27 protein-coding genes and 1 pseudogene are annotated in these 24,422 nt (G+C 69.8%); 15 read left to right on the top strand and 13 right to left on the bottom strand.

The window, feature by feature from the left end:
* The first annotated feature begins 4 nt into the window (after window positions 1-4).
* Together ACOCEP_RS04105 and ACOCEP_RS04100 are read left to right on the top strand one after the other, a co-directional pair.
* Window positions 5-700 carry a GntR family transcriptional regulator gene (locus ACOCEP_RS04105; protein ID WP_482335841.1) on the top strand — a complete coding sequence of 232 codons (696 nt, stop codon included), beginning with the start codon at window positions 5-7 and terminating at the stop codon, window positions 698-700.
* A gap of 223 nt (window positions 701-923) precedes the next feature.
* Window positions 924-2,194: pseudogene (locus ACOCEP_RS04100) on the top strand (aminotransferase family protein).
* A gap of 168 nt (window positions 2,195-2,362) precedes the next feature.
* Here ACOCEP_RS04100 and ACOCEP_RS04095 read toward each other — a convergent pair.
* Window positions 2,363-3,367 (bottom strand): GlxA family transcriptional regulator, encoded by a 1,005-nt coding sequence (locus tag ACOCEP_RS04095; protein ID WP_482335840.1) that lies wholly within the window; start codon window positions 3,365-3,367, stop codon window positions 2,363-2,365.
* Window positions 3,368-3,450: 83 nt separating this feature from the next.
* Between ACOCEP_RS04095 and ACOCEP_RS04090 the strand changes: the two genes are divergently transcribed.
* Both ACOCEP_RS04090 and ACOCEP_RS04085 read left to right on the top strand, forming a co-directional pair.
* Window positions 3,451-4,326, top strand: coding sequence for an NAD(P)-dependent oxidoreductase (locus tag ACOCEP_RS04090; protein ID WP_482335839.1), 876 nt, complete (start codon window positions 3,451-3,453; stop codon window positions 4,324-4,326).
* Window positions 4,323-4,811 carry a pyridoxamine 5'-phosphate oxidase family protein gene (locus ACOCEP_RS04085; protein ID WP_482335838.1) on the top strand — a complete coding sequence of 163 codons (489 nt, stop codon included), beginning with the start codon at window positions 4,323-4,325 and terminating at the stop codon, window positions 4,809-4,811. Before ACOCEP_RS04090 ends, ACOCEP_RS04085 begins: the two co-directional genes overlap by 4 nt.
* Window positions 4,812-4,964: 153 nt before the next feature.
* On the opposite strand, the gene ACOCEP_RS04080 is transcribed toward ACOCEP_RS04085, so the two are convergent.
* The 4 genes from ACOCEP_RS04080 to ACOCEP_RS04065 form a co-directional block, all read right to left on the bottom strand.
* Window positions 4,965-5,387, bottom strand: coding sequence for a VOC family protein (locus ACOCEP_RS04080; RefSeq protein WP_482335837.1), 423 nt, complete (start codon window positions 5,385-5,387; stop codon window positions 4,965-4,967).
* Window positions 5,366-5,560, bottom strand: coding sequence for a hypothetical protein (locus tag ACOCEP_RS04075; RefSeq protein WP_020631236.1), 195 nt, complete (start codon window positions 5,558-5,560; stop codon window positions 5,366-5,368). The genes ACOCEP_RS04080 and ACOCEP_RS04075 overlap by 22 nt, the downstream gene beginning before the upstream one ends.
* Window positions 5,561-5,671: 111 nt before the next feature.
* A complete protein-coding gene (locus ACOCEP_RS04070; protein WP_482335836.1) occupies window positions 5,672-6,166 on the bottom strand; it encodes a GNAT family N-acetyltransferase in 495 nt (164 codons plus the stop codon).
* 61 nt (window positions 6,167-6,227) lie between these two features.
* Window positions 6,228-7,007, bottom strand: coding sequence for an IclR family transcriptional regulator (locus tag ACOCEP_RS04065; protein ID WP_482339567.1), 780 nt, complete (start codon window positions 7,005-7,007; stop codon window positions 6,228-6,230).
* A gap of 111 nt (window positions 7,008-7,118) precedes the next feature.
* Here ACOCEP_RS04065 and ACOCEP_RS04060 point away from each other — a divergent pair, with 111 nt between their 5' ends.
* Complete coding sequence (locus ACOCEP_RS04060) at window positions 7,119-8,027, top strand: SDR family oxidoreductase (protein WP_482335835.1); 909 nt, start codon at window positions 7,119-7,121, stop codon at window positions 8,025-8,027.
* Here ACOCEP_RS04060 and ACOCEP_RS04055 read toward each other — a convergent pair.
* Complete coding sequence (locus tag ACOCEP_RS04055) at window positions 8,018-9,532, bottom strand: PH domain-containing protein (RefSeq protein WP_482335834.1); 1,515 nt, start codon at window positions 9,530-9,532, stop codon at window positions 8,018-8,020. The genes ACOCEP_RS04060 and ACOCEP_RS04055 overlap by 10 nt on opposite strands.
* Window positions 9,529-10,026 (bottom strand): PH domain-containing protein, encoded by a 498-nt coding sequence (locus ACOCEP_RS04050; protein ID WP_482335833.1) that lies wholly within the window; start codon window positions 10,024-10,026, stop codon window positions 9,529-9,531. Before ACOCEP_RS04050 ends, ACOCEP_RS04055 begins: the two co-directional genes overlap by 4 nt.
* Before the next feature lie 147 nt (window positions 10,027-10,173).
* Between ACOCEP_RS04050 and ACOCEP_RS04045 the strand changes: the two genes are divergently transcribed.
* A complete protein-coding gene (locus ACOCEP_RS04045; protein WP_482335832.1) occupies window positions 10,174-11,094 on the top strand; it encodes a proteasome assembly chaperone family protein in 921 nt (306 codons plus the stop codon).
* Between the two features lie 273 nt (window positions 11,095-11,367).
* Here the strand turns inward: ACOCEP_RS04045 and ACOCEP_RS04040 are convergent, their stop codons facing one another.
* Entirely contained in the window at window positions 11,368-12,021 is a 654-nt protein-coding gene (locus ACOCEP_RS04040) for an NAD(P)-dependent oxidoreductase (protein ID WP_482335831.1), read from the bottom strand.
* 128 nt (window positions 12,022-12,149) lie between these two features.
* Here ACOCEP_RS04040 and ACOCEP_RS04035 point away from each other — a divergent pair, with 128 nt between their 5' ends.
* Window positions 12,150-12,974, top strand: coding sequence for a class I SAM-dependent methyltransferase (locus tag ACOCEP_RS04035; protein ID WP_482335830.1), 825 nt, complete (start codon window positions 12,150-12,152; stop codon window positions 12,972-12,974).
* On the opposite strand, the gene ACOCEP_RS04030 is transcribed toward ACOCEP_RS04035, so the two are convergent.
* Window positions 12,971-13,297 carry a YciI family protein gene (locus tag ACOCEP_RS04030; RefSeq protein WP_482335829.1) on the bottom strand — a complete coding sequence of 109 codons (327 nt, stop codon included), beginning with the start codon at window positions 13,295-13,297 and terminating at the stop codon, window positions 12,971-12,973. The two genes, ACOCEP_RS04035 and ACOCEP_RS04030, sit on opposite strands and share 4 nt — an antisense overlap.
* Window positions 13,298-13,305: 8 nt before the next feature.
* Complete coding sequence (locus tag ACOCEP_RS04025; RefSeq protein WP_482339565.1) at window positions 13,306-13,740, bottom strand: MarR family transcriptional regulator; 435 nt, start codon at window positions 13,738-13,740, stop codon at window positions 13,306-13,308.
* Window positions 13,741-13,850: 110 nt separating this feature from the next.
* Here ACOCEP_RS04025 and ACOCEP_RS04020 point away from each other — a divergent pair, with 110 nt between their 5' ends.
* Window positions 13,851-14,528, top strand: a complete 678-nt coding sequence (locus ACOCEP_RS04020) for a nitroreductase/quinone reductase family protein (protein WP_482335828.1) — start codon at window positions 13,851-13,853, stop codon at window positions 14,526-14,528.
* 100 nt (window positions 14,529-14,628) lie between these two features.
* The gene (locus tag ACOCEP_RS04015; RefSeq protein WP_482335827.1) at window positions 14,629-15,486 is read left to right on the top strand and encodes a hypothetical protein; all 858 of its coding nucleotides are present in this window, start codon (window positions 14,629-14,631) and stop codon (window positions 15,484-15,486) included.
* A gap of 33 nt (window positions 15,487-15,519) precedes the next feature.
* Here the strand turns inward: ACOCEP_RS04015 and ACOCEP_RS04010 are convergent, their stop codons facing one another.
* The 3 genes from ACOCEP_RS04010 to ACOCEP_RS04000 all read right to left on the bottom strand — a co-directional run bounded on the left by ACOCEP_RS04010 (window position 15,520) and on the right by ACOCEP_RS04000 (window position 18,247).
* On the bottom strand, window positions 15,520-16,755 hold the full coding sequence (locus ACOCEP_RS04010; protein ID WP_482335826.1) for an RNA polymerase sigma factor: 1,236 nt from the start codon (window positions 16,753-16,755) through the stop codon (window positions 15,520-15,522).
* 1 nt (window position 16,756) lies between these two features.
* Window positions 16,757-17,152: a YciI family protein gene (locus tag ACOCEP_RS04005; RefSeq protein ID WP_482339563.1), complete on the bottom strand. Its 396-nt coding sequence runs from the start codon at window positions 17,150-17,152 to the stop codon at window positions 16,757-16,759.
* Between the two features lie 105 nt (window positions 17,153-17,257).
* Window positions 17,258-18,247 (bottom strand): isopenicillin N synthase family dioxygenase, encoded by a 990-nt coding sequence (locus ACOCEP_RS04000; RefSeq protein ID WP_482335825.1) that lies wholly within the window; start codon window positions 18,245-18,247, stop codon window positions 17,258-17,260.
* Window positions 18,248-18,596: 349 nt separating this feature from the next.
* On the opposite strand from ACOCEP_RS04000, the gene ACOCEP_RS03995 reads away from it, so the two are divergent.
* The 6 genes from ACOCEP_RS03995 to ACOCEP_RS03970 are packed head-to-tail and all read left to right on the top strand — an operon-like array spanning window position 18,597 to window position 24,419.
* On the top strand, window positions 18,597-19,337 hold the full coding sequence (locus ACOCEP_RS03995; RefSeq protein WP_482335824.1) for a class I SAM-dependent methyltransferase: 741 nt from the start codon (window positions 18,597-18,599) through the stop codon (window positions 19,335-19,337).
* Entirely contained in the window at window positions 19,327-20,412 is a 1,086-nt protein-coding gene (locus ACOCEP_RS03990) for a FecCD family ABC transporter permease (protein ID WP_482335823.1), read from the top strand. The genes ACOCEP_RS03995 and ACOCEP_RS03990 overlap by 11 nt, the downstream gene beginning before the upstream one ends.
* Window positions 20,412-21,200, top strand: coding sequence for an ABC transporter ATP-binding protein (locus tag ACOCEP_RS03985; protein ID WP_482335822.1), 789 nt, complete (start codon window positions 20,412-20,414; stop codon window positions 21,198-21,200). The genes ACOCEP_RS03990 and ACOCEP_RS03985 overlap by 1 nt, the downstream gene beginning before the upstream one ends.
* Window positions 21,197-22,180 (top strand): ABC transporter substrate-binding protein, encoded by a 984-nt coding sequence (locus tag ACOCEP_RS03980; RefSeq protein WP_482335820.1) that lies wholly within the window; start codon window positions 21,197-21,199, stop codon window positions 22,178-22,180. The genes ACOCEP_RS03985 and ACOCEP_RS03980 overlap by 4 nt, the downstream gene beginning before the upstream one ends.
* Window positions 22,177-23,232, top strand: a complete 1,056-nt coding sequence (locus ACOCEP_RS03975) for a cysteine synthase family protein (RefSeq protein WP_482335818.1) — start codon at window positions 22,177-22,179, stop codon at window positions 23,230-23,232. The genes ACOCEP_RS03980 and ACOCEP_RS03975 overlap by 4 nt, the downstream gene beginning before the upstream one ends.
* Window positions 23,229-24,419 carry an ATP-grasp domain-containing protein gene (locus ACOCEP_RS03970; protein ID WP_482335817.1) on the top strand — a complete coding sequence of 397 codons (1,191 nt, stop codon included), beginning with the start codon at window positions 23,229-23,231 and terminating at the stop codon, window positions 24,417-24,419. Before ACOCEP_RS03975 ends, ACOCEP_RS03970 begins: the two co-directional genes overlap by 4 nt.
* Window positions 24,420-24,422: the final 3 nt, after the last annotated feature.

Here is a 24,422-nt window from a genome sequence, read left to right as displayed (position 1 = left end):
CGCCGTGTCCACACCTGCCGCCGAGGAGACGCTCGCCCGCGACAGACCCTTGCTCGAACGGAGCGGGACCGCGGAACGGGTCGCCGAGATCCTGCGCCAGCGCATCACCGAGGGTGTTTTCCCGCCAGGGTCGAGGCTTTCGGAACCGTCGATCAGCGCGGCGCTGGGCGTCTCGCGCAACACCCTGCGCGAGTCGTTCCAGTTGCTGGCGCACGAGCGGCTCGCGGTGCACGAACTCAACCGCGGTGTGTTCGTCCGGGAGCTGACCGCACAGGACATCTCGGATCTCTACGTGATGAGGCGGGTCACCGAATGCGGCGCGCTGCGGCGCGCGGCCGAGCTGTCCACTGTGGACCTTTCGGCGGTCGCGGCGGCGGTCCGGGAGGGCCGGGCCGCGGCCGACGAAGGCGACTGGCAGGCCGTCGGGACGGCGAGTATCGCGTTCCATCAGGCGGTGGGTGACCTGGCGGCCAGCGAGCGGGTCAGCACGACGATGCGCCAGGTGCTGGCGGAGACGCGGCTCTTCTTCGTGCTGGCGGAGAACACCCGCGCGTTCTTCGAGCCGTTCCTGGAGCGGCACGAGCGGATCCTCCGGGATCTGGAGCGGGGACGCTTCGGGCCGGCTGAGACGGCACTGGAGAAGTACCTGCGGGACGCGGAGAAGCAGCTTCTGGCCGCTTACGACCGACGGGAGTCGTGAGTCGCGCTTTCCCGCGTGATGCGAAAGCCACTTTCGCAACGCTGAAGGTTGCGAAAGTGGCTTTCGCAACGTGTGCGGCCTGCCCAGGTGGTTCGGGCGCGACACGAAAGCCGACCGGGCCGACAAGCCGGACAAGTCCGCGGCGCGAACTGTGCACGATGGAGTGTTCGCGTTCCGGCCCGATCCGGGTGAGGATGGGGGCACGAGCACGAGGAGGAAGATCATGGTTTCGTCGGCGTCCGCGCGCAATCCGCTGTGGTACCCCTTCGCGGACATGGGAGCGGTCGACGGCGACCGGCTCGTCATCACCCGCGGTGAGGTTCCTACGTCTGGGACGACGAGGGCAAGCGGTACTTCGACGCGACGGCGTCGCTCTGGTACGCGAACTTCGGGCACGGGCGCGAGGAGATCGCGCAGGCCGTCGCGGACCAGTTGCGGACGCTCGACTCGTACAACCTGTTCGGCTACAACGCCAACGAGCCCGCGCTGAAGCTCGCCGAGCGTGTCTCCGCGCTGGCCCCCGAGCCGGGCTCGAAGGTGTTCTTCGGGTCGGGCGGCGGCGACGTCATCGACACCGCGGTCAAGATCGCCCGTGCGTATTTCGCCCACACCGGACGCCCGGAAAAGGTGCATGTCATCGGCCGGGTGCAGGGCTACCACGGCACCCACGGCTTCGGCACGGCGGTCGGCGGCATCGCGGCCAACGCGGCCGGCTTCGGTCCGCTGCCGGGCGACATCTCGCACGTTCCCTACGACAGCGCCGAGGCGCTCGAAGCGGAGATCCTGCGGGTCGGGCCGGAGCGGGTCGCGGCGTTCTTCTGCGAACCGGTGATCGGCGCGGGCGGCGTCCTCCTTCCCCCGGACGGGTACATCGAGACGGTCGCCGAGATCTGCCGCAAGCACGACGTGCTGTTCGTCGCGGACTGCGTGATCGCCGCGTTCGGCCGGCTGGGCACCTGGTTCGGGATCGACCGGTGGGCCGTGAAACCGGACATGATCACGACCGCGAAGGGCATCACCGGCGGCACGATCCCGCTGGGCGCGCTGATCGTCGCGCCGAGGGTGGCCGAGCCGTTCTTCACCGGCTCGCCCGGTGCGCCGGTGCTGCGGCACGGCGCGACCTACGCCGGGCATCCGGTCGCCTGCGCCGCGGGGAACGCGACGCTGGACATCTACGAGCGCGACGGGTTGATCCCGCGCGGGCGGGAACTGGAGAAACCGCTGGCGGACGCGCTTTCCGGGCTCGCTTCGCATCCGTTGGTGGCCGACGTCCGGGCCGGGCTCGGTTTCCTCGGCGCGGTCGAGCTGGAGGCCGAGGTCGTCGCGGCGGACCCCGGCGCGGCGAACCGGTTGCAGCGGTTGGCACGGGACGAAGGCGTCCTCGTGCGGAACCTCGCCAAGGGGATCGCGGTGTCGCCGCCGCTGATCGCGGGCGAGGCCGAGCTCGACCTGCTCACGACGGCGTTGCCGCGTGCGCTGGACAAGCTCGCCTAGACACTGTCCGGTAAGCCCTGCTGGGGATCTCCGCGTCCAGTGTCGCGAAAGCCACTTTCGGGACATCAGGCGTCGCGAAAGTGGCTTTCGCGACACACTCCGGCCGCACGACCGCTTGCGGCAAGAACGTCCTCTCTGGGCACTGGGTCGAGGCTCGCCTAGACGTCGTCATCTCGCGGCGGCGGTCACCGGTGGCTGCCGCGGGAACGCGTTCCGGTAGGCGCCGGGCGAGACGCCGACCTGTTTGAGGAAGTGGTGGCGCAGGTTGTTCGCGGTGCCGAGACCGCTGACCTCCGCGATCCGCTCCACCGGCAGGGCGGTCGATTCCAGCAGGCTCTGTGCCCGCGAAAGCCGCTGGGTCAGCAGCCATTGGAGCGGTGTCGTGCCGGTCGCCTGCTGGAGCCGCCGGTAGAAGGTCCGGCGGCTCATCATGGCGCGCCGGGCGAGATCCTCGATCGTCAACGGCCGGTCGAGATGGGCCCTCGCCCAGTCGAGCACCGGCGCCAGCCCCTGATCGTCGGTGGCGGGCACGGAAAGATCGATGAACTGGGCCTGTCCGCCAGGCCGGTGCGCGGGCACGACCATCCGGCGGGCCAGCTGGTTGGCCACGTGTGCCCCGAGATCGCGCCGGACCAGATGCAGGCACAGGTCGAGGCCCGCGGTCATCCCGGCGCTGGTGAGCACGTCGCCGTCGTCCACGTAGAGCACGGAGTCGTCGACTTCGACCTCGGGGAACCGCTCGGCCAGTGCCGCGGTGTGCATCCAGTGCGAAGTCGCTCGACGGCCGTCGAGCAGCCCGGCCTCAGCGAGCGCGAAGGCGCCGGAGCACAGCGAAACCATCCGCGCGCCCGCGTCGTGGGCGCGGCGCAACGCGCTGATCAGCTCGGGTGAGACCGGCGCGCCGTCGCTGAGGACCTCGTCCGGTACCGACGACACGATGACCGTCCCGGCGCCGACGATGTCGTCGAGCCGGTACGGGGTGCGCAGCGCGAACCCGGGTGCCGTCGCCTCGGCCCGGTCACCTGTTCCGCACAGCCGCAGGTCGTACCAGGGATCGGCGAGATCGGGCTGGGGCATCCCGAAAACGGTGGCGGGAATGCTCACCTCGTACAGATCCCAGAAGGCGATCCCGATCTCGTCGGGGACGACCAGGGCGACCGAACCAGCGCTCATGGCCACAGCCTATGGCACGAATTTGGTGCTTCCGGTCATCAGTGTCACTGGCAGCGGGAAGTGCGGGCCACGAGGCTGGTCACATGAGTACGACACCTGAGCGAGTCGCCGTGATCGGCCTCGGCAACCTGGGCCACGCGCTGGCTGAAACCTTCTTGCGCCAAGGGATTCCCACGACCGTCTGGAACCGCGACGCCACCAAGGCAGACGCGCTCGTCGCCGCCGGTGCGACGGCCGCCGGCACCGCCGCGGAGGCGATCGCGTCGAGCGACCTCGTGCTCGTCGCGCTGCTCGATGCCACCGTCGCCCGGCAGGTCCTGACGGCGGCCGGCGACGCCGTCGCCGGGCGCGCGCTGGTCAACGTCACCTCCGGCGGGCCGGAGGACGCGCGCGAGCTGGCGTCCTGGGCGGCCGGACACGGCGCGCGGTACCTGCACGGAGCCGTCTACGCGGTGCCGCAGACGATCGGCACGGCCGGATCGTCGATCAGCTACAGCGGTGCCGAGGCCGTTCACCAGCGCTGGCAATCGAAGCTGGATCTGCTGGGGAAAGGCACTTTCCTCGGCGTCGACGCCGGTCTCGCGTCGGGATACGACGTCGCCATCCTGGCCGGGATGTACGGCATGATCGGCGGTTTCCTGCACGCCACGGCGATGGCGTCGGCGGCCGGGGTGCGCGCCACCGAGCTGACGCCGATGCTGCTGTCCTGGCTGGGGGATTCGTTCCCGGCGCTGACCACCTTCGCCGAGGAGATCGACCGCGGCGGCTACACCGGAGGCGAGTCCAGCCTCGCCATGAACCAGGCGGGGCTGAGCACGATCATCCGGGCCAGCCGGGAGCTCGACGTCCCGCCGGACACCCTGCTCCCGGTCAAGGACCTGATCGACCGGCAGATCGCGGCCGGACACGGCGCGGCCAGCCTCTCGCGCGCCGTCGAATCCTTCCGGAGCGCCGCATGAGCACGACGACCCGGGACTTCGGTGAGCTGGAAGCGGAGTTCGACGCCTACGTCGGAGCCATCAACTACGCCACGATGGTGACCGTCGACGCCCAGAACCGCCCGCGGACCCGGGTGCTCATCCCGGTGTGGGAGAAGGTCGACGGTCGTCCGCTCGGCTGGCTGGCCACCTTTCGGACGCCGGTGAAGGCGGCCCATCTCGAAGGCAACCCGCATACCAATTTCTCTTACTGGGCACCGGGGAACAACTCGGTGGCGATCGACGCGGTGGCCGTCTGGGACAACGAGCCCTCGGTCAAGGAGCACGTTTGGGACCTGTACCGCAAGACCAGTCCGCGCGGCGCCGGCTACCCGCTCGGCAATTTCTGGCAGAGCCCGTCCGACCCGCGGCTGCACGTGCTGCGCCTGACGCCGTGGCGGATCCAGGTGATCCGCGGTGCCGACCTGCGCAGCCGGATCTGGCGGAGCCCGGAGCACCGGAAGTGACGGGCCTCGTGAGTGGTGAGGACGGTTAGAACCGTCCTCACCACTCACGAGGCCTTGACGCGAACGAGGGCCGCGCGCTCGGTCATGAAGGGCACGGCCGACGGGACCAGTCCCTTCATGACACCCCCAGTGGCGGGCCCTCGCGGGCCCGCCTCAGGAGAGGCAGAGTTCGTTGCCCTCCGGATCGGCGATCGTGATCCACTCGGCGGGCCCTTGCTTGCCGCGGTGCAGGAACGTCGCGCCGCGCGCGGTCAGCCGCTCGAGCTCGGCCTCGATCTTGCCCGCCCCCATCCGGATGTCGAGGTGCAGCCGGTTCTTGACCGTCTTCCCCTCGGGCACCAGCTGGAAGAGGAACCGCTGCCCGGTCTCCGGGTGGACGATCGCCGCGCCGTCCTTCCACACCAGGACACCGTTGTGCGTGGTCGTCGCCTCCTCGGGGGCGTACCCCTTGGCGACCATCTCGCGGATGAACTCCTCGTTGCTCTCCTCGACCCGCCACCCGAGCATCTCGGCCCACCAGCCGGCGAGGTCGTGCGGATGAGCGGAGTCCACGGTCACCTGGAAGTCATACGCCATACCGGCACATTAACGACCCGCCCCGACAATTCCGGGCGGTCATGCCCGCTGACCACGGTGAACCGCCATTTGTCGACCCCGCCGCCGATGATCTCGGCGTAGCGCCGGGCGCCGTCCGCGTTGGCGAAGCGCACCTGCTGCCCGTTGGTGAGATGGGTGATCTTGACCGCCATCGGTGCCTCCCTGAAGTCCGGTGCCGGCCCGCGGAGCTTCCCCCTCCGGGGCCGGCGCCGACAGTAGAACACATGTTCGACGCTCGGTGCCAACCTGACCCCCCGGGCGGGTCATCTCCGCATGGTCACCCGTGGCCACGCGTCCAGGCCGCGGGCGATTTCGTGGTCGCGGACGGCTCGCAGGCCCGCTGTGAGGCTCTCCTCGTCGAGCGTCACGAAGCCGAGCCGGGCGTAGTACGGCGCGTTCCACGGAACCTCGGCATACGTCGTCAGCGTCAGCCCGGCGAGCCCTTCGCGCGAAGCCCACTCCGCCGCATGCTCGATCAGCCGCCGCCCGAGGCCGCGGCGCGCGTGATCCGGATGGACGGACACCTGCTCGATGTGGCCGTGGCCGTCGACGATCTCGGCGAGCAGATACGCCACCGGTCCGTCGCCCGCGTCCCACACCCAGGCGCGATTCTCACGCTGAAAGGCCGTGAGGTCCGCGATCGACGGAGGGTCGTCGTCGGCGATCGCGGCCATGCCGAGCGCGCGGAACGGTTCGCCCGCGGCGCGTTCGATGTCCTGGAGCGCGGGGAGGTCTTCGGGGGTGGCGAGTCGGATCACGGATCGAGTTCTACCCCGCCGTGGTGGGTGGAGGCGCGTGATTTAGGGCGAACACGCGTGATCAGAGGGCGAACGAAGAAACGGCGCGGTGGATCCTGCTCGCGTACGACTGAAGCGCGACGATGGCGGCCCGCTTCGCGTCGTCGCCGATCCGGGTGGCGGGGGCGGCCAGCGTCAGCACCGCGGGCCGGTGCCCGGTGCTCGGGATCGGCACGGAACACGACCAGACGCCGTCGTCCAGCTCGCCCCAGCTGACCGCGAACCGGTTCGTCCCGGCGCGTTTGACCTCTTCCCGCACGCTCGGGCCGCGCCGCTGGACGATCGACGAAAGGCGCCTTTCGCGTTCGCCCTCCGGCAGCATGGCGAGCAGCATCTTGCCCGACGCGCCGGTGCCGAGCGGGACGGAATGCCCCGGCTGGAAGGTGAAGCGCATCGCGCGTTCGCATTCGACCCGGTCCGCGCAGACCGCGGATTCACCGAAATGCTGGAACAGCAGCACCGTCTCGCCGAGATCGCGGGCCGCCTCCTCCATCGCCGGACGGGCCAGCCTGGCGAGGTCGTTCGCCAGTTGCGCGGCCCGCGCCAGCGGCATCACCTGGCTCGTCACGTGATAGCGCCCCGTCCTGCCCTCCTCCAGGAGCTGGAGTTCCTTCAGCAGCGCGACATAGCGATAGGTCGTGGCGACCGGGGTGCCGATCCTCGCCGCGAGCTCGGCGACGCTCGCGTCCCAGCGGCGTTCGGAAAACGAGAGCAGCAACTGGAGGACTTTGCGTGAGCTGCTGGCGCCGGGGGTGCGTTTCGGCGGGGCGGTGGGGTTCAGGGATCGTGCGGCAGGCGTCATCTCGACCTCTCGCCGGGGGATCACGAAGAGTCAAGAAACTAGCACATTGTGTGAATTGCGGACCAGGGTCTTTGGTCAACGAACAAGCGGACTTCTTGCTAGGTTCGGTCCATGGAAAAGCCATTGGCCGGCAAGATCGCGTTGGTCGCCGGGGCGACTCGCGGGGCCGGGCGGGGAATAGCGGTCCAGCTGGGCGCCGCCGGCGCGACCGTTTACGTGACCGGTCGCAGTACCGGTTCCCGGCGATCGGAAATGAATCGTCCCGAGACGATCGAGGAGACGGCGGCGCTCGTCGACGAAGCGGGCGGCCGCGGGATCGCGATCGCCGTGGACCATTTGGCGGCGGACCAGGTCCGCGAACTGGTGGAACGGATCGACGCCGACCACGGCGCGTTGCACGTCCTGGTCAACGACATCTACGGGGCGCCCATCGAATGGGACAAGACGGTCTGGGAGTCCACTTTGGACATCGGACTGCGGACGCTGCGGCTCGCGATCGACACCCATGCCATCACCAGTCATTTCGCGCTGCCGCTCATGATCAGGAATCCGGGTGCCCTGGTCGTCGAAGTCAACGACGGCACCGCCGCCTACAACTCGGAGAACTACCGGGTTTCGTTCTTCTACGATCTCGCCAAGACCGCGGTGAACCGGATGGCGTTCGCGCTCGGGCACGAATTGGCACCGCATGGCGGTACCGCGGTCGCCGTCACGCCGGGCTGGTTGCGTTCCGAAGCGATGCTCGACGCTTATCGGGTGACCGAAGAAAATTGGCGTGACGCGACGAAGGTGCAACCGCATTTCGCCATTTCTGAAAGCCCGGCGTTCGTCGGCAGGGCGGTCGCGGCGCTGGCCGGTGATGCGGGAGTCGCCCGCTGGAACGGGAAATCGGTGTCCAGCGGCGAATTGGCGAAGGAATACGGATTCACCGACCTCGACGGCAGCCGCCCCGATTGCTGGCGCTATCTCGTCGAGGTCCAGGATCCCGGCCTGCCCGCGGACGTCACCGGCTACCGCTGAGCCTCCCGGCGCAGGAACGGCGTGAGCAGGCCTGGCGCCGCCTGCTCCGCCATCGCCAGCCCGGCCGATTCGCCGACGTCGACCACCCGGTAGCCGCCCTTGCCCGCCGCGATCGGGGCGGTCACGGTGATCAATCCGGCGCGGCGCTGGAAGAACGAGCGGCTGACGGCGACACCCGTGAGGCCCTCGCGCCGGATCGCCACCGTCGCCCGGGCGAGCGAACCCGACCGGCTCACCAGGTACCGCCCGACGATCGCGTGGCCGAGGTTGCGGTAGCGATCCCAGCCCACCAGCGCGGCGATCGGGACCAGGCCGAGCGCGACCTGCCACATCCACGACGGCAGGAAATCGATCCACGCCAAGCCGAAGAGGGCGGCCGCCAGGATCAGCACCCCGCCGACCGCGCGGGTGAGCCGCCTGGTCAGCGCCCGCCGCGGGTGCCGGTTCAGCGCGACGGTGGCCGGGTCGAAGTTCTCCCGCAGCACCTCGGCCGCGACTTCGTGGACCCGGCCGACGGGCGCGGGCGGCAGGAGAAGCCCGCCGCCCTTGTCCCCGCCTTTGCCCTCACGAAGCCCGCCCGCGATCGCGGTGAGCCGCGCCCCGCCCGCGATCCGCAGCGGCAGCGGCTCCTTCACCTCGACGCCGCGAAGCCGTTCTTCTTCGATGGACACCGAACGCGTGGTGATCAGCCCGCGCCGGACGTGCAGGGTGCCTTCCGTCTCGCGGGTGAGCCTGAAGTTCCAGAACGAGAGCACGTAGCCGCCGACGGACAGCAGGGAGACGACCACGAGCAGACCGACCGCCGCGACGACCACGATCAGCCACACCGCCGTGTCCGCCAGATCGTCCAGGAGATCCCGCAGCGGGCCGACGTTCTCCGGGGCGATGTCCAGCTGGTGCGCGAAATGCCAGACCGCGGCGAAGATCGCGCCCACCACGGCGAGCCCGGACAGGGTGAACGGCGCGTACCGCACCCACTTGCGGTCGACCTCCGCCACGACCTGCTCGGGAGGTGGGGCGGTCTCGGCGATCTCCTTGCGGTGCAAGAGAACCGTGCGTAGCCGGTCGGCCTCGGTCCGGCTGACGGCGTCGAGCACCAGCTGGTCGCCGTTCGCGCCCTGAGCGGGTGAATGCCGACCGGTGCCGATGCGTACGGCGCTGAGGGAGAACAGCCGGTGCTTGGGTTCCGAGGTGACGTCGACCGTGCGCACCCGGTCCAGCGGGATCGCGCGATGCTTGCGCAGCAGCAGACCCGTGGTCCATTCCACCTGGCCGTCCGCGATGCGGTACCGGGAGGTGAGCACGTGCGAGACCCCGACGAACACGGTCAGCGCGGTGACGCCGAGCCCGAACCATTCCCAGCCGTTGCCCCGGCCGAGGACCACCGTCCCGATCAGCACCGGCAGCGATTTCACGACGTCGAGCACCGGGCGGATCAGCAGCATCCGGCGGTCGAGCCGGTGCCACTGGCCGGCGGCGGTCTCCGGTGGCGCCTCGGCGCTCATGTCGCGTCACCGGGAGTGGCTTGCGTGGTCTTCGTGAGTTCCGCGGCCAGTTTCAGCGCTTCGGCGTGGTCGAGGCCGGCGATCTTGACCGGACCCGCGGCCGACGCCGTCGTCACGGTGATCTTCGCCAGCCGGAAGAGCTGCTCGACCGGGTCGCGTTCGATGTCGACGGTCTGGATCCGCGAGATCGGCGCGATCCGCCAGTCCTGGCTGAGCCAGCCTTCCTGGGTGTACACGGCCTCGGCGGTGACCTCCCAGCGGTGGATGCGGTAGCGCCACTGCGGCATGACCAGCAGATGCAGTGGCGCGACCACGCAGGAGATCGTCAAGGTCACCGTGAGCCAGGTCGGCGCGTCGTCGCTCGTGAGCACGAACACCGTCTGCGCGGCGATGAGGATCACCCAGCCGACCGCGGCCCAGACCGTCCAGTAGCCGATGGCGCGCCTGCTCACCCGATTGGCGGGCGGGCGCAGGCCGAGCGTCTCTTCTGTCACCCCTCCACCCTGCACCACCTCCGTGCGGATCGCCCACGACGGCTGTCACGGACCGATAGGATCCAAGCCACCGTCGGCGGAATGGATACCCCCTATCGGGGTGTTGGTACCTGTGGACGGTCGTACCCACGAAACCTGGAGGATCTGGTGGCGCTGGACCCGGAAGACCTGTACGAGGTGGACTCGGACGTCCCTGACCTCGGCGGGGCCGTGCTCCTGCACTACTTCGACGGCTTCATGGACGCGGGTTCGGCGGGCAAGCTCGTCGCCGAGCAGCTCCTGAACTCCTCCGAGCACCGGGTGATCGCGAGGTTCGACGTCGACCGCCTCATCGACTACCGCTCACGCCGCCCGGCGATGACCTACTCCATCGACCACTGGGAGGCCTACGACGCCCCCGAGCTGGTCGTCCACCTGCTGCACGACGCCGACGGCGTGCCGTTCCTGCTGCTCACCGGCCCGGAGCCGGATCACGACTGGGAGCGGTTCTGCGCCGCCGTGCGCGGGCTGGTCGAACGCTGGGACGTCCGGCTCACCACCGGTTTCCACGGTATCCCGATGGGTGCGCCGCACACCCGCCCGCTCGGCGTGACCGCGCACGCGACGCGGAACGAACTCGTCGGCGAGCACCGTCCGCTGCCCAACCGGATGCAGGTGCCGGGCAGTATCGCGGGGCTCCTGGAGTTCCGCCTCGGCGAGTGGGGGCACGACGCGTCCGGGTTCGCGGCGCACGTGCCGCCCTATCTGGAGGACTCGACGTACCCGAGCGCCGCGCTGAACCTGCTCGGCGCCGTCGCCGCGGCGACGGGACTGAACCTGCCGGACGGGGAACTGCGAGAGGCGTCGCACGCGGCGGAAGCCGAGATCGCCCGTCAGGTCGCCGGATCGGAGAAGGTCGCGGACATCGTGCGCGCGCTGGAGCAGCAGTACGACACGTTCATGGAGGCGTCCGGCAAGGACAGCCTGCTCGCGGAGTCGGCCGAGCGTATGCCGACCGCGGAGGAGCTGGGCAACCAGTTCGAGCGGTTCCTGGCCGAGCAGAACGGCGGCGACGCGCCCGAGCGCTGACCGGGCTCGACGCCGAAGTACGTGAAGGCCCCCTTCATTGCGTCTAGCGCAATGAAGGGGGCCTTCACGTACTTCGGGTGCCGGGGCTTGGCCCGGGGGTTGCGAAAGTGGCTTTCGCGACGTCGGCCGTGGCCGGGCGCGACACACCGCCCTGGCGACCGTGTCGCGAAAGCCACTTTCGCGACATCTGGTGTCCCGAAAGTGGCTTTCGCGACACCATCTCCGAACCGTCCAGGCCAAGCACCCTTGGCTAGAACCCCACGCGCGACACCGTCAGTGGTCGATGGCGACCATGACCCGTGAATGGTTCGGCCGCTCGATCTCGTCGACCAGCGCGACCGCGAGATCCGCGTAGGAGAACGGTCCCGCGTCCGCCGCGCGCGGCAGGACCCGATGATCCCCGCTGCGGTATTCGCCCGTGCGTCCGGCGTGCTCGTCGAGCATCACCGGCGGCGGCGCGACGACGACCCAGTCGAGCCCGCCGCCGGACGCGCGGAAGACCTCCAGTTCCGCCGTGTGGCCGAGTGAGAACTCGCGATGCTCGGGCGGCCAGCCCGGCTGGTCGTGGAAAGCGACGCCGGGAGCGATCTCCAGCGCGGACCCCACGCCGACGACGACCAGTCTCGCGACACCGGCCCGGCCGAGGCCGTCGATCAGCGCGTGCGCGGCGGCCGGGTAGTACTCGCGCGACGCGAGGTCGGCGCGGTAGATCGAACTGATCGCGGCGTCGTGCCCGGCGGCGGCCTTCGCGACGTCGTCCGCGACGGTGACGTCGGCGGCGGTCAGGGTGACGTCGTCCCCGGCGAGATCCTTGTGGCGGCCGGGATCCCGCACCGCGGCGGTGACCTGGTGCCCGCGGCTCACGGCTTCGGCGACGGCGCGGCGCCCGCCGCGTCCGCCCGCGCCGAAGATGACGATCCTGCTCATCGTGCTCCCCTTTTCCCTGCTGGTAAGTGATCACGATGCTAGGAGCGGATCCCTCGGTTACCGCAACGAAACCGGCCCCTCGTGTTCCGGGCCCGTTCACCCGGATGGTCCTGGTGTATCGTCCCGGGATGCGTCACCTGGTACCCCATTCAGCCCTGAAAACCTTGGGCCGGTCGGCACGTGGCACGCTCGGCCGGGGCCTGCACAGGCTCGCCCGCCGATTCCATGATCCTTATGCGGAGGAATGGGAACGGGTCGCCGCGGAACTGCGCGAAGAGATCGTCCGGCAGGGGGATCGCTGTTTCGATCGGATCGTCGAGTTCGAAATCCGGAGCCGTCGCGACATCATCTACGCGGGCGATCAGGACGCGGCCAAGGACAGCAATCGTTTCGCCCGTGAGCAGCTGACCGGGACCAAGCACTTCACGAGCCCGGAAGAGACCCTCGCGTACGCGCTTTCCCTTGCCCCGTCCGGCGGAATGGCTCTCGAATTCGGCGTCGCGACCGGGAACACCCTGGGTGCGATCGCCAGGGCCCGCGGTGGTGTCGAGACCTACGGATTCGACTGGTTCCAGGGGTTGCCGGAGAACTGGCTCAACGGGATGCCCGCCGGTTCGTTCGCGCGCGACGACCTGCCGGACGTCCCCGGCGCCGAACTCGTCGTCGGTCTTTTCGCGGACACGCTTCCCGGCTTTCTCGAGCGGCACGAAGGCGTCGTCGATTTCCTGCACGTGGACGGCGATCTGTACAGCTCCGCGAAAACCGTGCTCGATCTGGTGGGCCCGCGTCTGCGGCCGGGCAGCATCGTGCATTTCGACGAGTTCTTCAACTATCCCGGCTGGCAGCGGCACGAGTACCGGGCGTGGCTGGAGTACGTCGAACGGACCGGCGTCGAATTCGAATACGTGGCCTACACCTACACCGACAACCAGGTCACGGTCCGGATCAGCTAGAGCAGTTCGCGGACCTCGATCGTGCCGATCGCCGCCCACGGATGGGCCTTCGCCGCCTCGACGGCCTGTTCGTGGCTGTCGCATTCGACGATGTTGATGCCGCCGATCTGTTCCTTCGTCTCGGCGAACGGACCGTCCGTGAGCAGTGCCTCGCCGCCGCGGACGCGGACGGTCGTCGCCGATCCGGGCGGGCGCAGTCCCATCCCGTTCACCCGCAGGCCGCGCCGCGTCATCTCTTCGCTCCAGGCGTGGCAGGGTTCGGTGATGTCGGTGGTGACCGCCGGATCGCCGGCGGTCCCGCAGAGCATGAGCAGGTAGCGCACCGCTCCTCCTAGTCGGTCAGTCCGTCTTCGTAGGCGCGCAGGGTATCGACGAACATGCGCCGTTCGGCCGGGGTCAACGGGGTGAGCGCCTTCTGCCAGGCGCGGGCGCCCTGCGCGAGCCACCCGTCGATCGCGGGCCGCATCCGCTCGGCGATGGCGACGATCCGCCGTCGCCGGTCCGCCTCGTCCTCGCGCCGGTCGAGCACGTTCTTCTTGGTCAGTTCGCCGACCATCAGGCTCACCGTGGTCGGGGCGACCTCGAGCCGTTCGGCCAGTTCGTTCACCGTCATGGGCCCGTCGAACAGCAGGTACGACAACAGCGACAGATGGCGTGGAGCCAGCGAGAGCGACTGGAGTTCTTCGGGGATCTTGATCCGCTTCGCGCGCCCGACCATCCGCGGCATGAGCAACAGCAAGGCTCGCACGGCGTCGTCGGTTTCCATGTCCTCGGTTGACACCGCCCACCCTCCCGAATACCTTTGCAAGCAAAGAGGCTTTGCTTGCAAAGCAAAATGGCTTTCCTGACGATGCTACCTGGGGAGTACCGGTGCTGATGACCACCGCGGACGCCGAAACGGGGCGTCCCCGCACCACCCGCGTCGACTGCCGCCCGTCCGGGAGCAGGTACCTGGTGTTCGCGCCCGACACCGATTCGGCCTGGTATGGCGACCTTCTGGTCAGTCCACAAGCGACACTCGAAATCGACGGCGTGCCGCATGCGGCGCGTGCCGTGCCACTCGACGGCGAGGAACCGGGTTTCGCGCTGCATCTTTTGGAGGTCGACGCCGCCCGCGGCCGGGCGATCGCCGATCAGCTGCTCGTCCACCATGGGGAGCTCCGCAAGACCCTGGCGGCCGCGCGGGCCGAACTCGACGGCGCGCCTGCCGCGGGCCGGCCGGAGCTGCGGCGCGAACTGCTCGGCCATTGCGTGACCTTCTGCAACGACCTGCGCCTGCATCATCTCCGGGAGGATGGCGCGTTCACCGCGATCGAGAAGGCCCATCCCGGGCTCGCGCTGGCGCTGAAGCGGTTGCGTCAGGAGCACGAAACCGTGTCCCGCGCCCTGCGCGCTCTCGATCGACTGCTGCGGGGCAAGGGGAAGATCGAACGTGTCGCCCTGCGAGAGGAGTTCGAGCGCGTCGTGAAAGGCCTCGAAGAGCATTTCGCCTACGAGGAGGCGAACCTGATTCCCGCGCTTCGCGGCGACGACCAGGTTGCTCCGAGCGGGTGAATGGGACGGGCCGGGCGGTGGAAAGCGCCGGTAACGAATGCCCGTCGTCCGGCGACTGATCGTTGTCCGCACCGATCGGCGACCGGGATTGTGAGAACCGATGAAGCTTCGAAGAGCCACACTGCTGTCCCTCGTGGTCGCGGCCGCCACCATCTCGCTCGTGTCGCCGGCCCCCGCCTTCGCCGAGACTCCCACCAGTTCGGTGGTGGTCAGCCCGACCACTGTCCAGCGTGGACAGACGTTCACCGTGGAACACTCGTTGTACAACGCGCTCACGGACGCGGCCATCGAGGGCGGGGCGGCGACGCTCTACACCGCAGAGACCCCGCTCACCGGGATCGCCGATGTCGTCTCGTGCCCGGGCGCGCTCAGCTGCAGCTCGCATGTCGTGAGCATCCGCGGCGGGGTCGGGGACGTGGCTCCCGGCGACAGCCGCAAGGTGACCTTCACCCTGCGGATCAAGGACGACGCCCCGCTCGGCCCGGTGACCCTGCGGCATCAGTTCCTCGGCGAGAACTACAGTTTCGAGACGTTCGACGGCCCGGTGCTGACCATCACCGGCGGCACGACCGCGGCCGATCTCGGGGTCACGCTGACCGCGTCCCCGCGCGGGCTGCTGACGTCGTCGATCGAGTACACCGTCAAGGTCACGAACGCGGGCCCGGCGGCGGCGTCCGGGATCCGGGTGACGTCCACCCTCGGCAACGGGCTGCGCTACACCGGCTCGGCGGCCTGCTCGAACCCGAGCGGCACGAAGGTCGTCAACTGCGACTTCTCGTCGCTCGCCTCCGGAGCCAGTGCCACGGCCAAGTTCTCGGTGGCGACGGGGCTGCTGACCGTCGGGCCGGTCAAGACGACCGCGAAGATCACGCAGAGTTCCGTCGCCGACCCGAACGCGGCCAACGACACAGCGTCGGCGACCTGCACGGCGATCACCGGGCTTCTCGTCAGCTGCTAGTGCCTGGGCGTCTCGTGAGTGGTAAGGACGGTTCTAACCGTCCTTACCACTCACGAGGCGTTCGGCCCGGGCGTGGAGATAACGCTGCTGCGGCAGGCTCGTGGCGCGTCGCGCGGCGTCCACATAGGACTCGACGGCTCCGGCGGTGTCCCCGGCCATCTCCAGCAGGTGCGCGCGGGCGGCGTGGAACCGGTGGTCACCGGCGATCCGGTCGCCGAGTTCTTCCAACGCCGCCAAGCCTTCTCGCGCTCCTCTGGCCATTCCGACGGCGACGGCGTGGTTCAGCGCCACCACCGGGTTGTCGGAGAGCCGCAGCAGAACCGCGTACAGCGCTTCGATCTGCGGCCAGTCGGTCTTCTCGGCGCTCGGCGCCTCGTCGTGCAGCGCGGCGATGGCCGCCTGGATCTGGTACTGCCCGGTCGGCCCGTGCGGCAGCGCTTCGGACAGCAGCGCGACACCCTCCGCGACGTACTCGGTGTTCCACCGGCTCCGGTCCTGTTCGGACATCGGGATCGGCGCGCCGTCCGGCCCCGTCCTCGCCGGACGGCGCGCGTCGGTGAGCAGCATCAGCGCGAGCAACCCGGTGACCTCGCTGTCGTCCGGCAGCAGCCGGTGGACGATCCTGGCCAGGCGGATGGCTTCGGCGGAAAGGTCGCTCCGCGTCAGGTCGGGGCCCGACGTGGTGGCATACCCCTCGGTGAAGATCAGGTACAGCACGTGGAGCACCGCGTCGAGCCGTCCCGCTTCCGGTGGCTCGCCGAACGGGACACCGCTGGCCTTGACGCCGGCCTTCGCGCGGCTGATCCGCCGGGTCATCGTCGCCTCGGGCACCAGGAACGCGCGGGCGATCTCCGCCGTGGTGAGACCGCCGACCGCTCGCAGGGTCAGCGCGATCTGCGACGCGGGCGACAGGGACGGGTGGCAGCACAGGAAGAGCAGGACGAGCGTGTCGTCGGAGTCGGTGGCACGCCGGTCCGCAGCGGGGGCGAGGTGTTCCTCCGGCAGGGTCCGCTGGACGACGTTGTCCTCGCGACGGCGTCGGGCCTGCTCGGCGCGGAGCAGGTCGGTCAGCCGCCGCGAGGCGACGGTGATGAGCCACGCGCGCGGATTTTCGGGCCGCCCTTCGGCAGGCCATTGTGTCGCGGCCGCGAGCAGCGCCTCCTGCGTCGCGTCCTCCGCCAGGTCGAAGTGACCGTAGCGGCGGACGACCGCGCCGAGGACCTGCGGCGACAGCTCGCGCAGCAGATCCTCGACGCCGCTGTCCGGCACCCTAGAGCTCCAGTTCTTCGAAGCTGTCGGCGCACGGCCGGATGTCGACGTACCAGTCGCGGCCGAGGTCGCTGCCTTCCGGATGCGGGGTGTTCGCCAGCTGGGCCGCGATCTCGGTCGCGCGGTCGTAGCTCGCGCAGTCGACGGTCGTGTATCCGACCAGGACCTCCTGCGTCTCGGCGTACGGCCCGTCCGTCACCACCAGCGCGCCGTCCCGCAGGGAGACGCGGCGCGCGTGCGTCGGCTGGGAGAGTCCCTGCGCGTCGACGAACTCGCCGGACTCGACCAGATCGTTGTTCCACTTGGTCATGAACTCGTGCAGGGCCTTGACCTCGTCGGCGCTCCAGGCGCCGGCGATGTCGACGAGGTCCTTCTGCGACCCGAACATCATGATCATGTACTTCACGGTTCTCTCCTCTCGGCGGGCACCGCTCCGGCGCCTTCTGCCGGGGACGTCGGAGCCGCCGGACAGGACCGGACATGGTCCGCCGAAGATTTTTCCTCAGCCGCGGTCGGCCGCGGTGTTCATCGCGTCGGCGGGTTCCAGGGTCCGCCCGCCGGTGATCTTGGCGTAGAGGTGCTCGCCGCCGAGGACGGGCGGATATTTCGGCGGGTTTTCGGCGGACTGGCAGGTCGGGAGGCATTCGAACCGCGCGTCGTGGTCGCCGTCGAAGAAGAACGCCACGCTCCGCCGCCGTGACGGCCCCGGCCCGGACGGCGGCACGACCCGGTGCAGGGTGGAGCGCCAGCGGTCGTTGGTCCACTGCGCGGTGAGGTCGCCGAGGTTCACCACCAGCGCGTCCTCGGCGGGGACGACGTCGTGCCAGGCGCCGTCGGGGCCGTGGATCTGCAGGCCGGGGACGGGGTCGGCGTAGAGGACGGTGACGATGCCGTAGTCGGTGTGCGCGCCGAGCCGCATCTGACCCGGCAAGGGCTCGGGCGCTCCGGCGCGGCGCTCGAAGTGGTTCACCCGCAGGGTGCGTGTCGGGTGCCGCGTGTACGAGCCGAGGTAGCCCTCGGGCAGCTCCAGCGCCGTCTCGAAGATCTCCAGCAGCACGCGCGCGACCCGATGCGCTTCGTCGGCGTACGCGGTGAGCGCCGGACGCAGGTTCTCCGGTAGTTCGGGCCAGATGTTGGGGGCGAAGAAGCCGTAGGGGTCCTCGCCGTCGATGTGCTCCGCGCCGATGACGAACGATTCCGACAGGTCGGGCGGCGTCGTCTCGCCGAGGCTGTACGCCAGCCCTTCGGTGCCTTCGGCCGCGTACCCGCGATCCGAGGCACGGTCCGCGGGCGCGGATCGGAGCTTCTCCTCGACAGGGAGAGCGAAGAACGCGGCGGTCGCTTCGCACATGTCGTCGATCGTCGCCCGGGGGATGCCGTGCCCGACGACCTGCAGGAACCCGACGTCCCGCAGGGCCTCGTCGACGGCGTGCGCGAGCCGTGCGCGGTCGTCGTGCCAGGTGCTCAGGTCGACCGTCGGTACGAGAGTCATACAGCGACGGTAGCCAGGTTCGCGCCGGTGATCACCGGGTCGCGGCCATCCGATCGGGCGATCCGCGCTGCCCGATCGGCCCGCGCGCACCACGGGGAAGCAGGAACCCCGCGACCACAGCAGTCACGGTGTCCGCGCGTGGGTGTCCGCGCGTGAAGGCCCCCTTCCCTCGGCTCAGCCGAGGGAAGGGGGCCTTCACGCGCTTCAGGTCAGGCAAGGAGGCCTTCACGGAGCGCCCCGAACACGCCTTCCGTGATCACTCCACGAGAAAGCCGGCGGAGCCGGGAACCGAAGACGACCTTTCGACGACTTGTGGGGCTGAATCGTGCGGCCCGGCGAGCGGAGAGAGATGCACTGGTACGAGGACGACGACCTGTGGGTCGGCTTCGCGGACGTGATGTTCCCGCCCAGCCGGGCCGAAGAGGCCGAACGCCTGACGGCCACGTCACCGCTGCTCGAAGTCGCCGACGGCGCGAAGGTGCTCGATCTGGCGTGCGGCCCGGCGATCCACGTCGTGCCGCTGGCGAAGCGGGGCGCGGACGTGACCGGCGTCGATCTCAGCCCGGCGATGCTCGAACGCGCGCGCGAAGCCTGCGAAAACGCGGGAGTCGCCGCGAAGCTCATCCAGGCCGACATGCTCGAATACACCGAACCCGCCGCGTACGACCTGATCGTCAACATGTACACGTCGTTCGGCTACTTCACCGAGCCCGGCGACAACCTCACAGTGCTGCGCAACGCCTACGCCAGCCTCGCGCCCGGTGGGAGGCTGCTGGTCGACGTGCTCGGCAAGGAGGTGCTGGCCGGCTGGGTCGGCCGCCCGAAGGCGGTCGACGTCGACGGCGGGACGGTGTTCATGCGCGACACCATTCTCGACGACTGGACCCGGCTCAGGACCGAGTGGACGCTGGTCCGCGACGGCGAGGCGAAGCAGGCGTCGATCGTCTCCTTCCTTTACAGCGCCGCGGAACTGAAGGCGCTGTTCGAGACGGCGGGCTTCACCGGCGTCGAATGCTTCGGTGACTTCGACGGCTCGCCGTACGACAACCACGCGCGCCGCCTGATCGTGCGCGGTGAACGTGACGGCTGAACCTCTCCGCCTCTTCGCGGAACCGGATGACGACACCGCGCGTCCGCTCCGGCTCACCGGCCCGGTGATCGCGCTGTCGGCCGCGCTCCTGCTCTCGCTGGTCGCGGGCATCGCGCTCGGCCCGTCCACCGTCGCGCTCACGGATGTCCTGCGCTACCTGGGAAAGGCGATCACCGGCGGCACCATCACCGGCGACGAGGTCACCGGGTACTCGATCGTCTGGCAGGTCCGCACCCCGCGGGTGCTGCTGGCGGCCGTGGTCGGCGCGGGGCTCGCGGTGGTCGGCGTCGCGGTACAGGCCCTGGTCCGCAACGCCCTCGCCGATCCGTTCGTGCTCGGGATCTCGTCGGGCGCCTCGGTCGGCGCCGCGGCCGTCGTGGTGTTCGGCCTGTTCGCCGGGCTCGGCGTGCTGGCGTTGTCGACGGCGGCCTTCCTCGGCGCGCTGGGCGCGACGGCGATCGTCTATCTCGCCGCCCGCAGCAAATTCGGTCTGACGCCGTTGCGTCTCGTGCTCACCGGCGTCGCGCTCACATATGCCTTCCAGGCCGTGATGAGCGTGCTCGTCTACCTGTCGCCGAACGGCCAGGCCGCGCAGACCGTGCTGTTCTGGTTGCTCGGCAGCCTCGGCGCGGCGACGTGGGCCTCGCTGCCGCTGGCCGCACTCGGGGTCGCGGTCGCCGTCGTGGTCCTGCTGCGCTACGGCACCGCGCTCGACGTCCTGTCCATGGGCGACGAGACCGCGATGAGCCTCGGCACCGACGCCGCCGCCTTGCGCCGCTGGCTGTTCCTGCTCACCGCGGTGGTCACCGGCCTGCTCGTGGCGGTCAGCGGTTCGATCGGGTTCGTCGGGCTGGTCCTGCCGCACGTGGTGCGGATGATCGCCGGTTCGGGGCATCGCCGGGTGCTGGCGCTGGCGCCGTTGGTGGGCGCGGTCTTCCTGGTGTGGGTCGATCTGCTGGCCCGCACGCTCGTCGCGCCCGAGGAACTGCCGCTCGGCGTGATCACCGCGCTGATCGGCGTTCCGGTGTTCCTCGTCGTGATGCGGCGCCGCGGCTACGCGTTCGGAGGCCGCTGATGCTGTCGCTGCGTGAACTTTCCGTCGAGGTGGCCGGGTCGACGCTGATCCGGGAGCTGTGCTTGGACGTCGGCGCGGGCGAGGTCGTCGGACTGCTCGGCCCCAACGGGAGCGGCAAATCGACGGCGTTGCGTTGTGTCTACCGGGCGCTGTCGCCGTCCGGCGGCGCGGTCCTGCTCGACGGGACCGACCTCGCCGAGCAGGGGCTGCGTGACACCGCCCGCCGGATCGCCGCGCTCACCCAGGACAGCCGGGCGGATCTGGACTTCACCGTCGAGGAGGTCGTCGCGCTCGGGCGTTCGCCGCATCAGCGCGGCAACCTCCGGCTCTCGGCCCGTGAACGCGCGCTGTGCCGGGAAGCGTTGGGGCGGATGGACATCACCCATCTCGCCCGGCGCAGCGTGCTGACCCTCTCGGGGGGCGAACGCCAGCGCGTCCTGGTGGCGAGGGCGCTCGTCCAGGAACCGCAGGTGCTGGTCCTCGACGAGCCGACGAACCATCTCGACGTCCGCCACCAGGTGGAACTGCTGAAGTTCCTGCGTGACTGCGGGCTCACCGTGCTGGTCGCGCTGCACGACCTCAACCTCGCCGCCGCCGTCTGTCACCGGATCGCGTTGCTGCGCGGCGGATCGCTCGCCGCCTGCGGCACTCCGGCCGAGGTGCTCACGCCGGAAACGGTCCGCGCCGTGTTCGGCGTCGAGGTCACCCAGGTGACCCATCCCGTGACCGGGGCGCTCCAGCTGCTTTACGACCTTCCCGCCGAGGAAACCGAGGGGATCACACGATGAAGCCGTCCAGGGTGACCGCGCTCTTCGCCGCGGCGCTGCTCCTGAGCGCCTGCGGTGCCCAGGTCGAGGCCGGGCCGGCCGCGCCGGCACAGGCCACGGTGACCAACTGCGGCGCGGAAGTCACCTTCCCCGCGCCGCAACGTCCGGTGGCCTACGACGTTTCCGGTGCGGAGAAGCTGTTCGCGCTCGGGCTCGCCGGCCGGATGCGCGGTTACGTGATGAATTCGCTGGGCGATCCGTCGATCGCCGGTTCGCCGTGGAAGGACGACTACGCCAAGGTCGAGCGGCTCGGCACATCGAGGGTCACCCGCGAGATCCTGGTCGACGCCAAGGCGGATTGGGTGATCGCGGGCTGGAACTCCGGGTTCAGCGAGGAACGCGGCATCACTCCCAAACTGCTGGAACAGGTCGGCATCCGGAGCTATCTGCACACCGAGACCTGCTGGGAGTACCCGGCGGCGAAGTCGGAGGTGACGCCGCTCGAGGCGCTCTACACCGACCTGCGCAATCTCGGCGACATCTTCGGCGTCCGGCAGCGGGCCGACGAGCTGGTCACGGAACTCAAGGGGCGCTTCGACAAGGTCCGCGCCGGAGCGCCGAAGACACCGCCCGCCAAGGTCTTCGTCTACGACTCGGGCACCGACCAGCCCTTCACGTCCGGGAAACACGCCGCCCCCAACGACATCATCGACGCGGCGGGCGGCACGAACGTCTTCCGCGAGCTGCGGGACGGCTGGGGGAGTGTCGGCTGGGAAGCGGTGGTCAAGGCCGAACCCGAGGTGATCGTCGTGGTGGACTACGCCGACCAGCCCGCGCAGGACAAGATCGCGTTCGTCAAATCCTCGCCACAGCTCAAGAACACGCCCGCCGTGCGCGACAACCGGTTCCACGTCATCTCCTACGGGGACCTCGTGAGCGGCCCGCGCAACGCGGCGGGCGCCGAATCGCTGGCCGCGTACCTGCGCTCGATCGGCCGGTGACCGCGATGTCCGCGCTGGTCCACGACCACGTCACCGACGCGATCAAGACACCCGCGTTGATCCGGCTCGAACCGAACGTCGTGCTGATCCGCTTCGAGACCCTCAAGGTCTACGCGGCGCTCGGCGCGGTCCGGTCGCTGCTTGCCGACGGCACCGTCCGAAAAGGACAGACACTGATCGACAGCTCCAGCGGGATCTACGCGCTCGCGCTGGCGATGGCCTGCCACCGTTACGGCTTGCGCTGCCATATCGTCGCGTCCACGACCGTCGACCTCACCATGCGCTCGCAGCTGGAGATCCTCGGTGCGACGGTGGACCAGATGCCGCCGTCGGACGATCTCCGCCTCGATCAGCGGCGCCGGGTCGCTCGCGTGCACGAATTGCTGGAACGTCATCCGGACATGCACTGGATGCGCCAGTACCACGACCCCGTGCATTACCTGGGCTACGCCGAGGTCGCCGATCTCGTCGCCCGCGCGCTGCCGTCCGGGCCGATCACCGTCGTCGGCAGTGTGGGCACCGGCGCGTCGACCGGCGGGATCGCGCGCTCGCTGCGTGAACGTGATCCGGACGTGCGGCTGACCGGGGTCCAGCCGTTCGGCAGCGTCACCTTCGGCAGTGAACGGTTCACCGATCCGGACGCGATCATCGCGGGGATCGGCTCCGCCATCCCGTTCGGCAACGTGGACCACGAGCTGTACGACAGGATCCACTGGCTGGATTTCGTGCACGCCATGGCCGCGACCGTCGGCCTGATGCGTGACCATGCCGTGTTCGCCGGGCTCTCCACGGGGGCGGCGTATCTCGTCGCGGGCTGGGAGGCGGCGCGGAATCCGGAGCGGACCCATGTCGTGATCGGCGCGGACACCGGTCACCGTTACACGGCAAGGGTTTTCGCCCGTCACCGGGAGGCAGTCGACCCGGCGGGCCTCGCGCCGCGCGAGATCGCCTCACTGGACGAACTCGCCCTGCCGTGGGCGGCGATGGACTGGCGACGCCGCCGGTTCGGGATACCCGTGCAACCGTCGTACCGGAAGGAGCGGGTGTCGTGACCGTCGTCCTGCTGGAAGCACTCACCTTCGGCTTGGGCAGGCTCGCCGACGCGGCGGCGGAGGCCGGGCGGAAGCTGGTGCTGTTCACCGGAAATCGCGACATCTACCGCTACGAACTCGGTACGCTCGGGCCGGACCGGGTCGAGGTCGTCGACATCGACACCACCGACATCGCGGCCTGCGAAACCGCGTTGCGGGCCATCCCGGACCTCGCCGGGATTATCAACTCGACCGACACCTGGGCGCTGCCCGGGGCGGAACTCACCGCCCGGCTCGGCCTGCCCGGCCCGGACGCGGCCGCCGTGCGGGTGCTGCGGGACAAGGGCGCGGTGCGCGATCGGCTGTACGAACACGGGCTCACCCGCGGCAGGCCGGTGCCGGTCATGGTCGCCGAGGAACTTGGTTTTCCCTTGGTGGTCAAGGATTCTTCGGGAACGTCGTCGCGGGGTGTGTGGCTCGTCCGCGATCAGGCCGAACTCGGCCGGGCCAGGCTGGAGGCGAAGACGACGCCGCTCAAGGGGCATCTGATCGCCGAACCGTATTTCGCCGGACCGCTCTACAGCGCGGAAACCGTGACCTGGCAGGGAAGGACGCGGCTGCTCGGGATCCTCTCCCGCCAGCTCTCGCCCGAACCCGTCCGGCGTGAGGAAGCCGCCGCGTTCCCGGTGGCCTTCCCCGAGGCCGAGTACGCCGGGCTCGCCGACTGGATCGGCCGCGTGCTCAAGGCGGCCGGGCACGAGCAGGGCTTCGCGCACACCGAATTCGTGCTCACCGCCGACGGCCCGGAGGTCGTCGAGATCAACATCCGGATCGGCGGGGCGATGCTCGGCGAGGCGTTGTGCCGATCGTTGGGCACCAACGTCTATTCCGCGATGATCGCCATGGCGCTGGGCGAGGAACCCGCCCTGCTCACCCAGCGGATCGGGGGCGGGCCGGGGATCGGGTTCGTCCTGGCGTACCCGGCCGAGGAAGGCGTGCTGAAGGGCTGGTCGGGGCTCGACAGGTTGCCCGGTCTGCCCGGCGCGCCGGAGTGGTATCCGACGGCGAGCCCCGGCGACGAGATCCGGCATCTCGCGGATCAGCGGTCGTGCACCGGGATCGTGCTGGCCGAGGGACCGACGGCGGAGCTGGCGCTGCATCGCGCGCTGGCCGCGGCGGGCGGGATCACGCCGGAGCTCGATTCTTGAGAG

This window comes from Amycolatopsis sp. CA-211722 (genome assembly GCF_056828465.1).
Note: the sequence above shows the minus strand (reverse complement) of the source record. Positions and strands in the feature narration are given on the sequence as shown.

What these genes read in the sequence shown, in the direction of transcription:
- ACOCEP_RS04095 (WP_482335840.1), bottom strand. Translation starts at nt 3,367, where the DNA reads ATGAGCGCTGGTTCGGTCGCCCTGGTCGTCCCCGACGAGATCGGGATC.
- ACOCEP_RS04090 (WP_482335839.1), top strand. Translation starts at nt 3,451, where the DNA reads ATGAGTACGACACCTGAGCGAGTCGCCGTGATCGGCCTCGGCAACCTG.
- ACOCEP_RS04085 (WP_482335838.1), top strand. Translation starts at nt 4,323, where the DNA reads ATGAGCACGACGACCCGGGACTTCGGTGAGCTGGAAGCGGAGTTCGAC.
- ACOCEP_RS04080 (WP_482335837.1), bottom strand. Translation starts at nt 5,387, where the DNA reads ATGGCGTATGACTTCCAGGTGACCGTGGACTCCGCTCATCCGCACGAC.
- ACOCEP_RS04075 (WP_020631236.1), bottom strand. Translation starts at nt 5,560, where the DNA reads ATGGCGGTCAAGATCACCCATCTCACCAACGGGCAGCAGGTGCGCTTC.
- ACOCEP_RS04065 (WP_482339567.1), bottom strand. Translation starts at nt 7,007, where the DNA reads ATGACGCCTGCCGCACGATCCCTGAACCCCACCGCCCCGCCGAAACGC.
- ACOCEP_RS04060 (WP_482335835.1), top strand. Translation starts at nt 7,119, where the DNA reads ATGGAAAAGCCATTGGCCGGCAAGATCGCGTTGGTCGCCGGGGCGACT.
- ACOCEP_RS04055 (WP_482335834.1), bottom strand. Translation starts at nt 9,532, where the DNA reads ATGAGCGCCGAGGCGCCACCGGAGACCGCCGCCGGCCAGTGGCACCGG.
- ACOCEP_RS04040 (WP_482335831.1), bottom strand. Translation starts at nt 12,021, where the DNA reads ATGAGCAGGATCGTCATCTTCGGCGCGGGCGGACGCGGCGGGCGCCGC.
- ACOCEP_RS04035 (WP_482335830.1), top strand. Translation starts at nt 12,150, where the DNA reads ATGCGTCACCTGGTACCCCATTCAGCCCTGAAAACCTTGGGCCGGTCG.
- ACOCEP_RS04025 (WP_482339565.1), bottom strand. Translation starts at nt 13,740, where the DNA reads ATGGAAACCGACGACGCCGTGCGAGCCTTGCTGTTGCTCATGCCGCGG.
- ACOCEP_RS04020 (WP_482335828.1), top strand. Translation starts at nt 13,851, where the DNA reads ATGACCACCGCGGACGCCGAAACGGGGCGTCCCCGCACCACCCGCGTC.
- ACOCEP_RS04015 (WP_482335827.1), top strand. Translation starts at nt 14,629, where the DNA reads ATGAAGCTTCGAAGAGCCACACTGCTGTCCCTCGTGGTCGCGGCCGCC.
- ACOCEP_RS04005 (WP_482339563.1), bottom strand. Translation starts at nt 17,152, where the DNA reads ATGATCATGATGTTCGGGTCGCAGAAGGACCTCGTCGACATCGCCGGC.
- ACOCEP_RS04000 (WP_482335825.1), bottom strand. Translation starts at nt 18,247, where the DNA reads ATGACTCTCGTACCGACGGTCGACCTGAGCACCTGGCACGACGACCGC.
- ACOCEP_RS03995 (WP_482335824.1), top strand. Translation starts at nt 18,597, where the DNA reads ATGCACTGGTACGAGGACGACGACCTGTGGGTCGGCTTCGCGGACGTG.
- ACOCEP_RS03985 (WP_482335822.1), top strand. Translation starts at nt 20,412, where the DNA reads ATGCTGTCGCTGCGTGAACTTTCCGTCGAGGTGGCCGGGTCGACGCTG.
- ACOCEP_RS03980 (WP_482335820.1), top strand. Translation starts at nt 21,197, where the DNA reads ATGAAGCCGTCCAGGGTGACCGCGCTCTTCGCCGCGGCGCTGCTCCTG.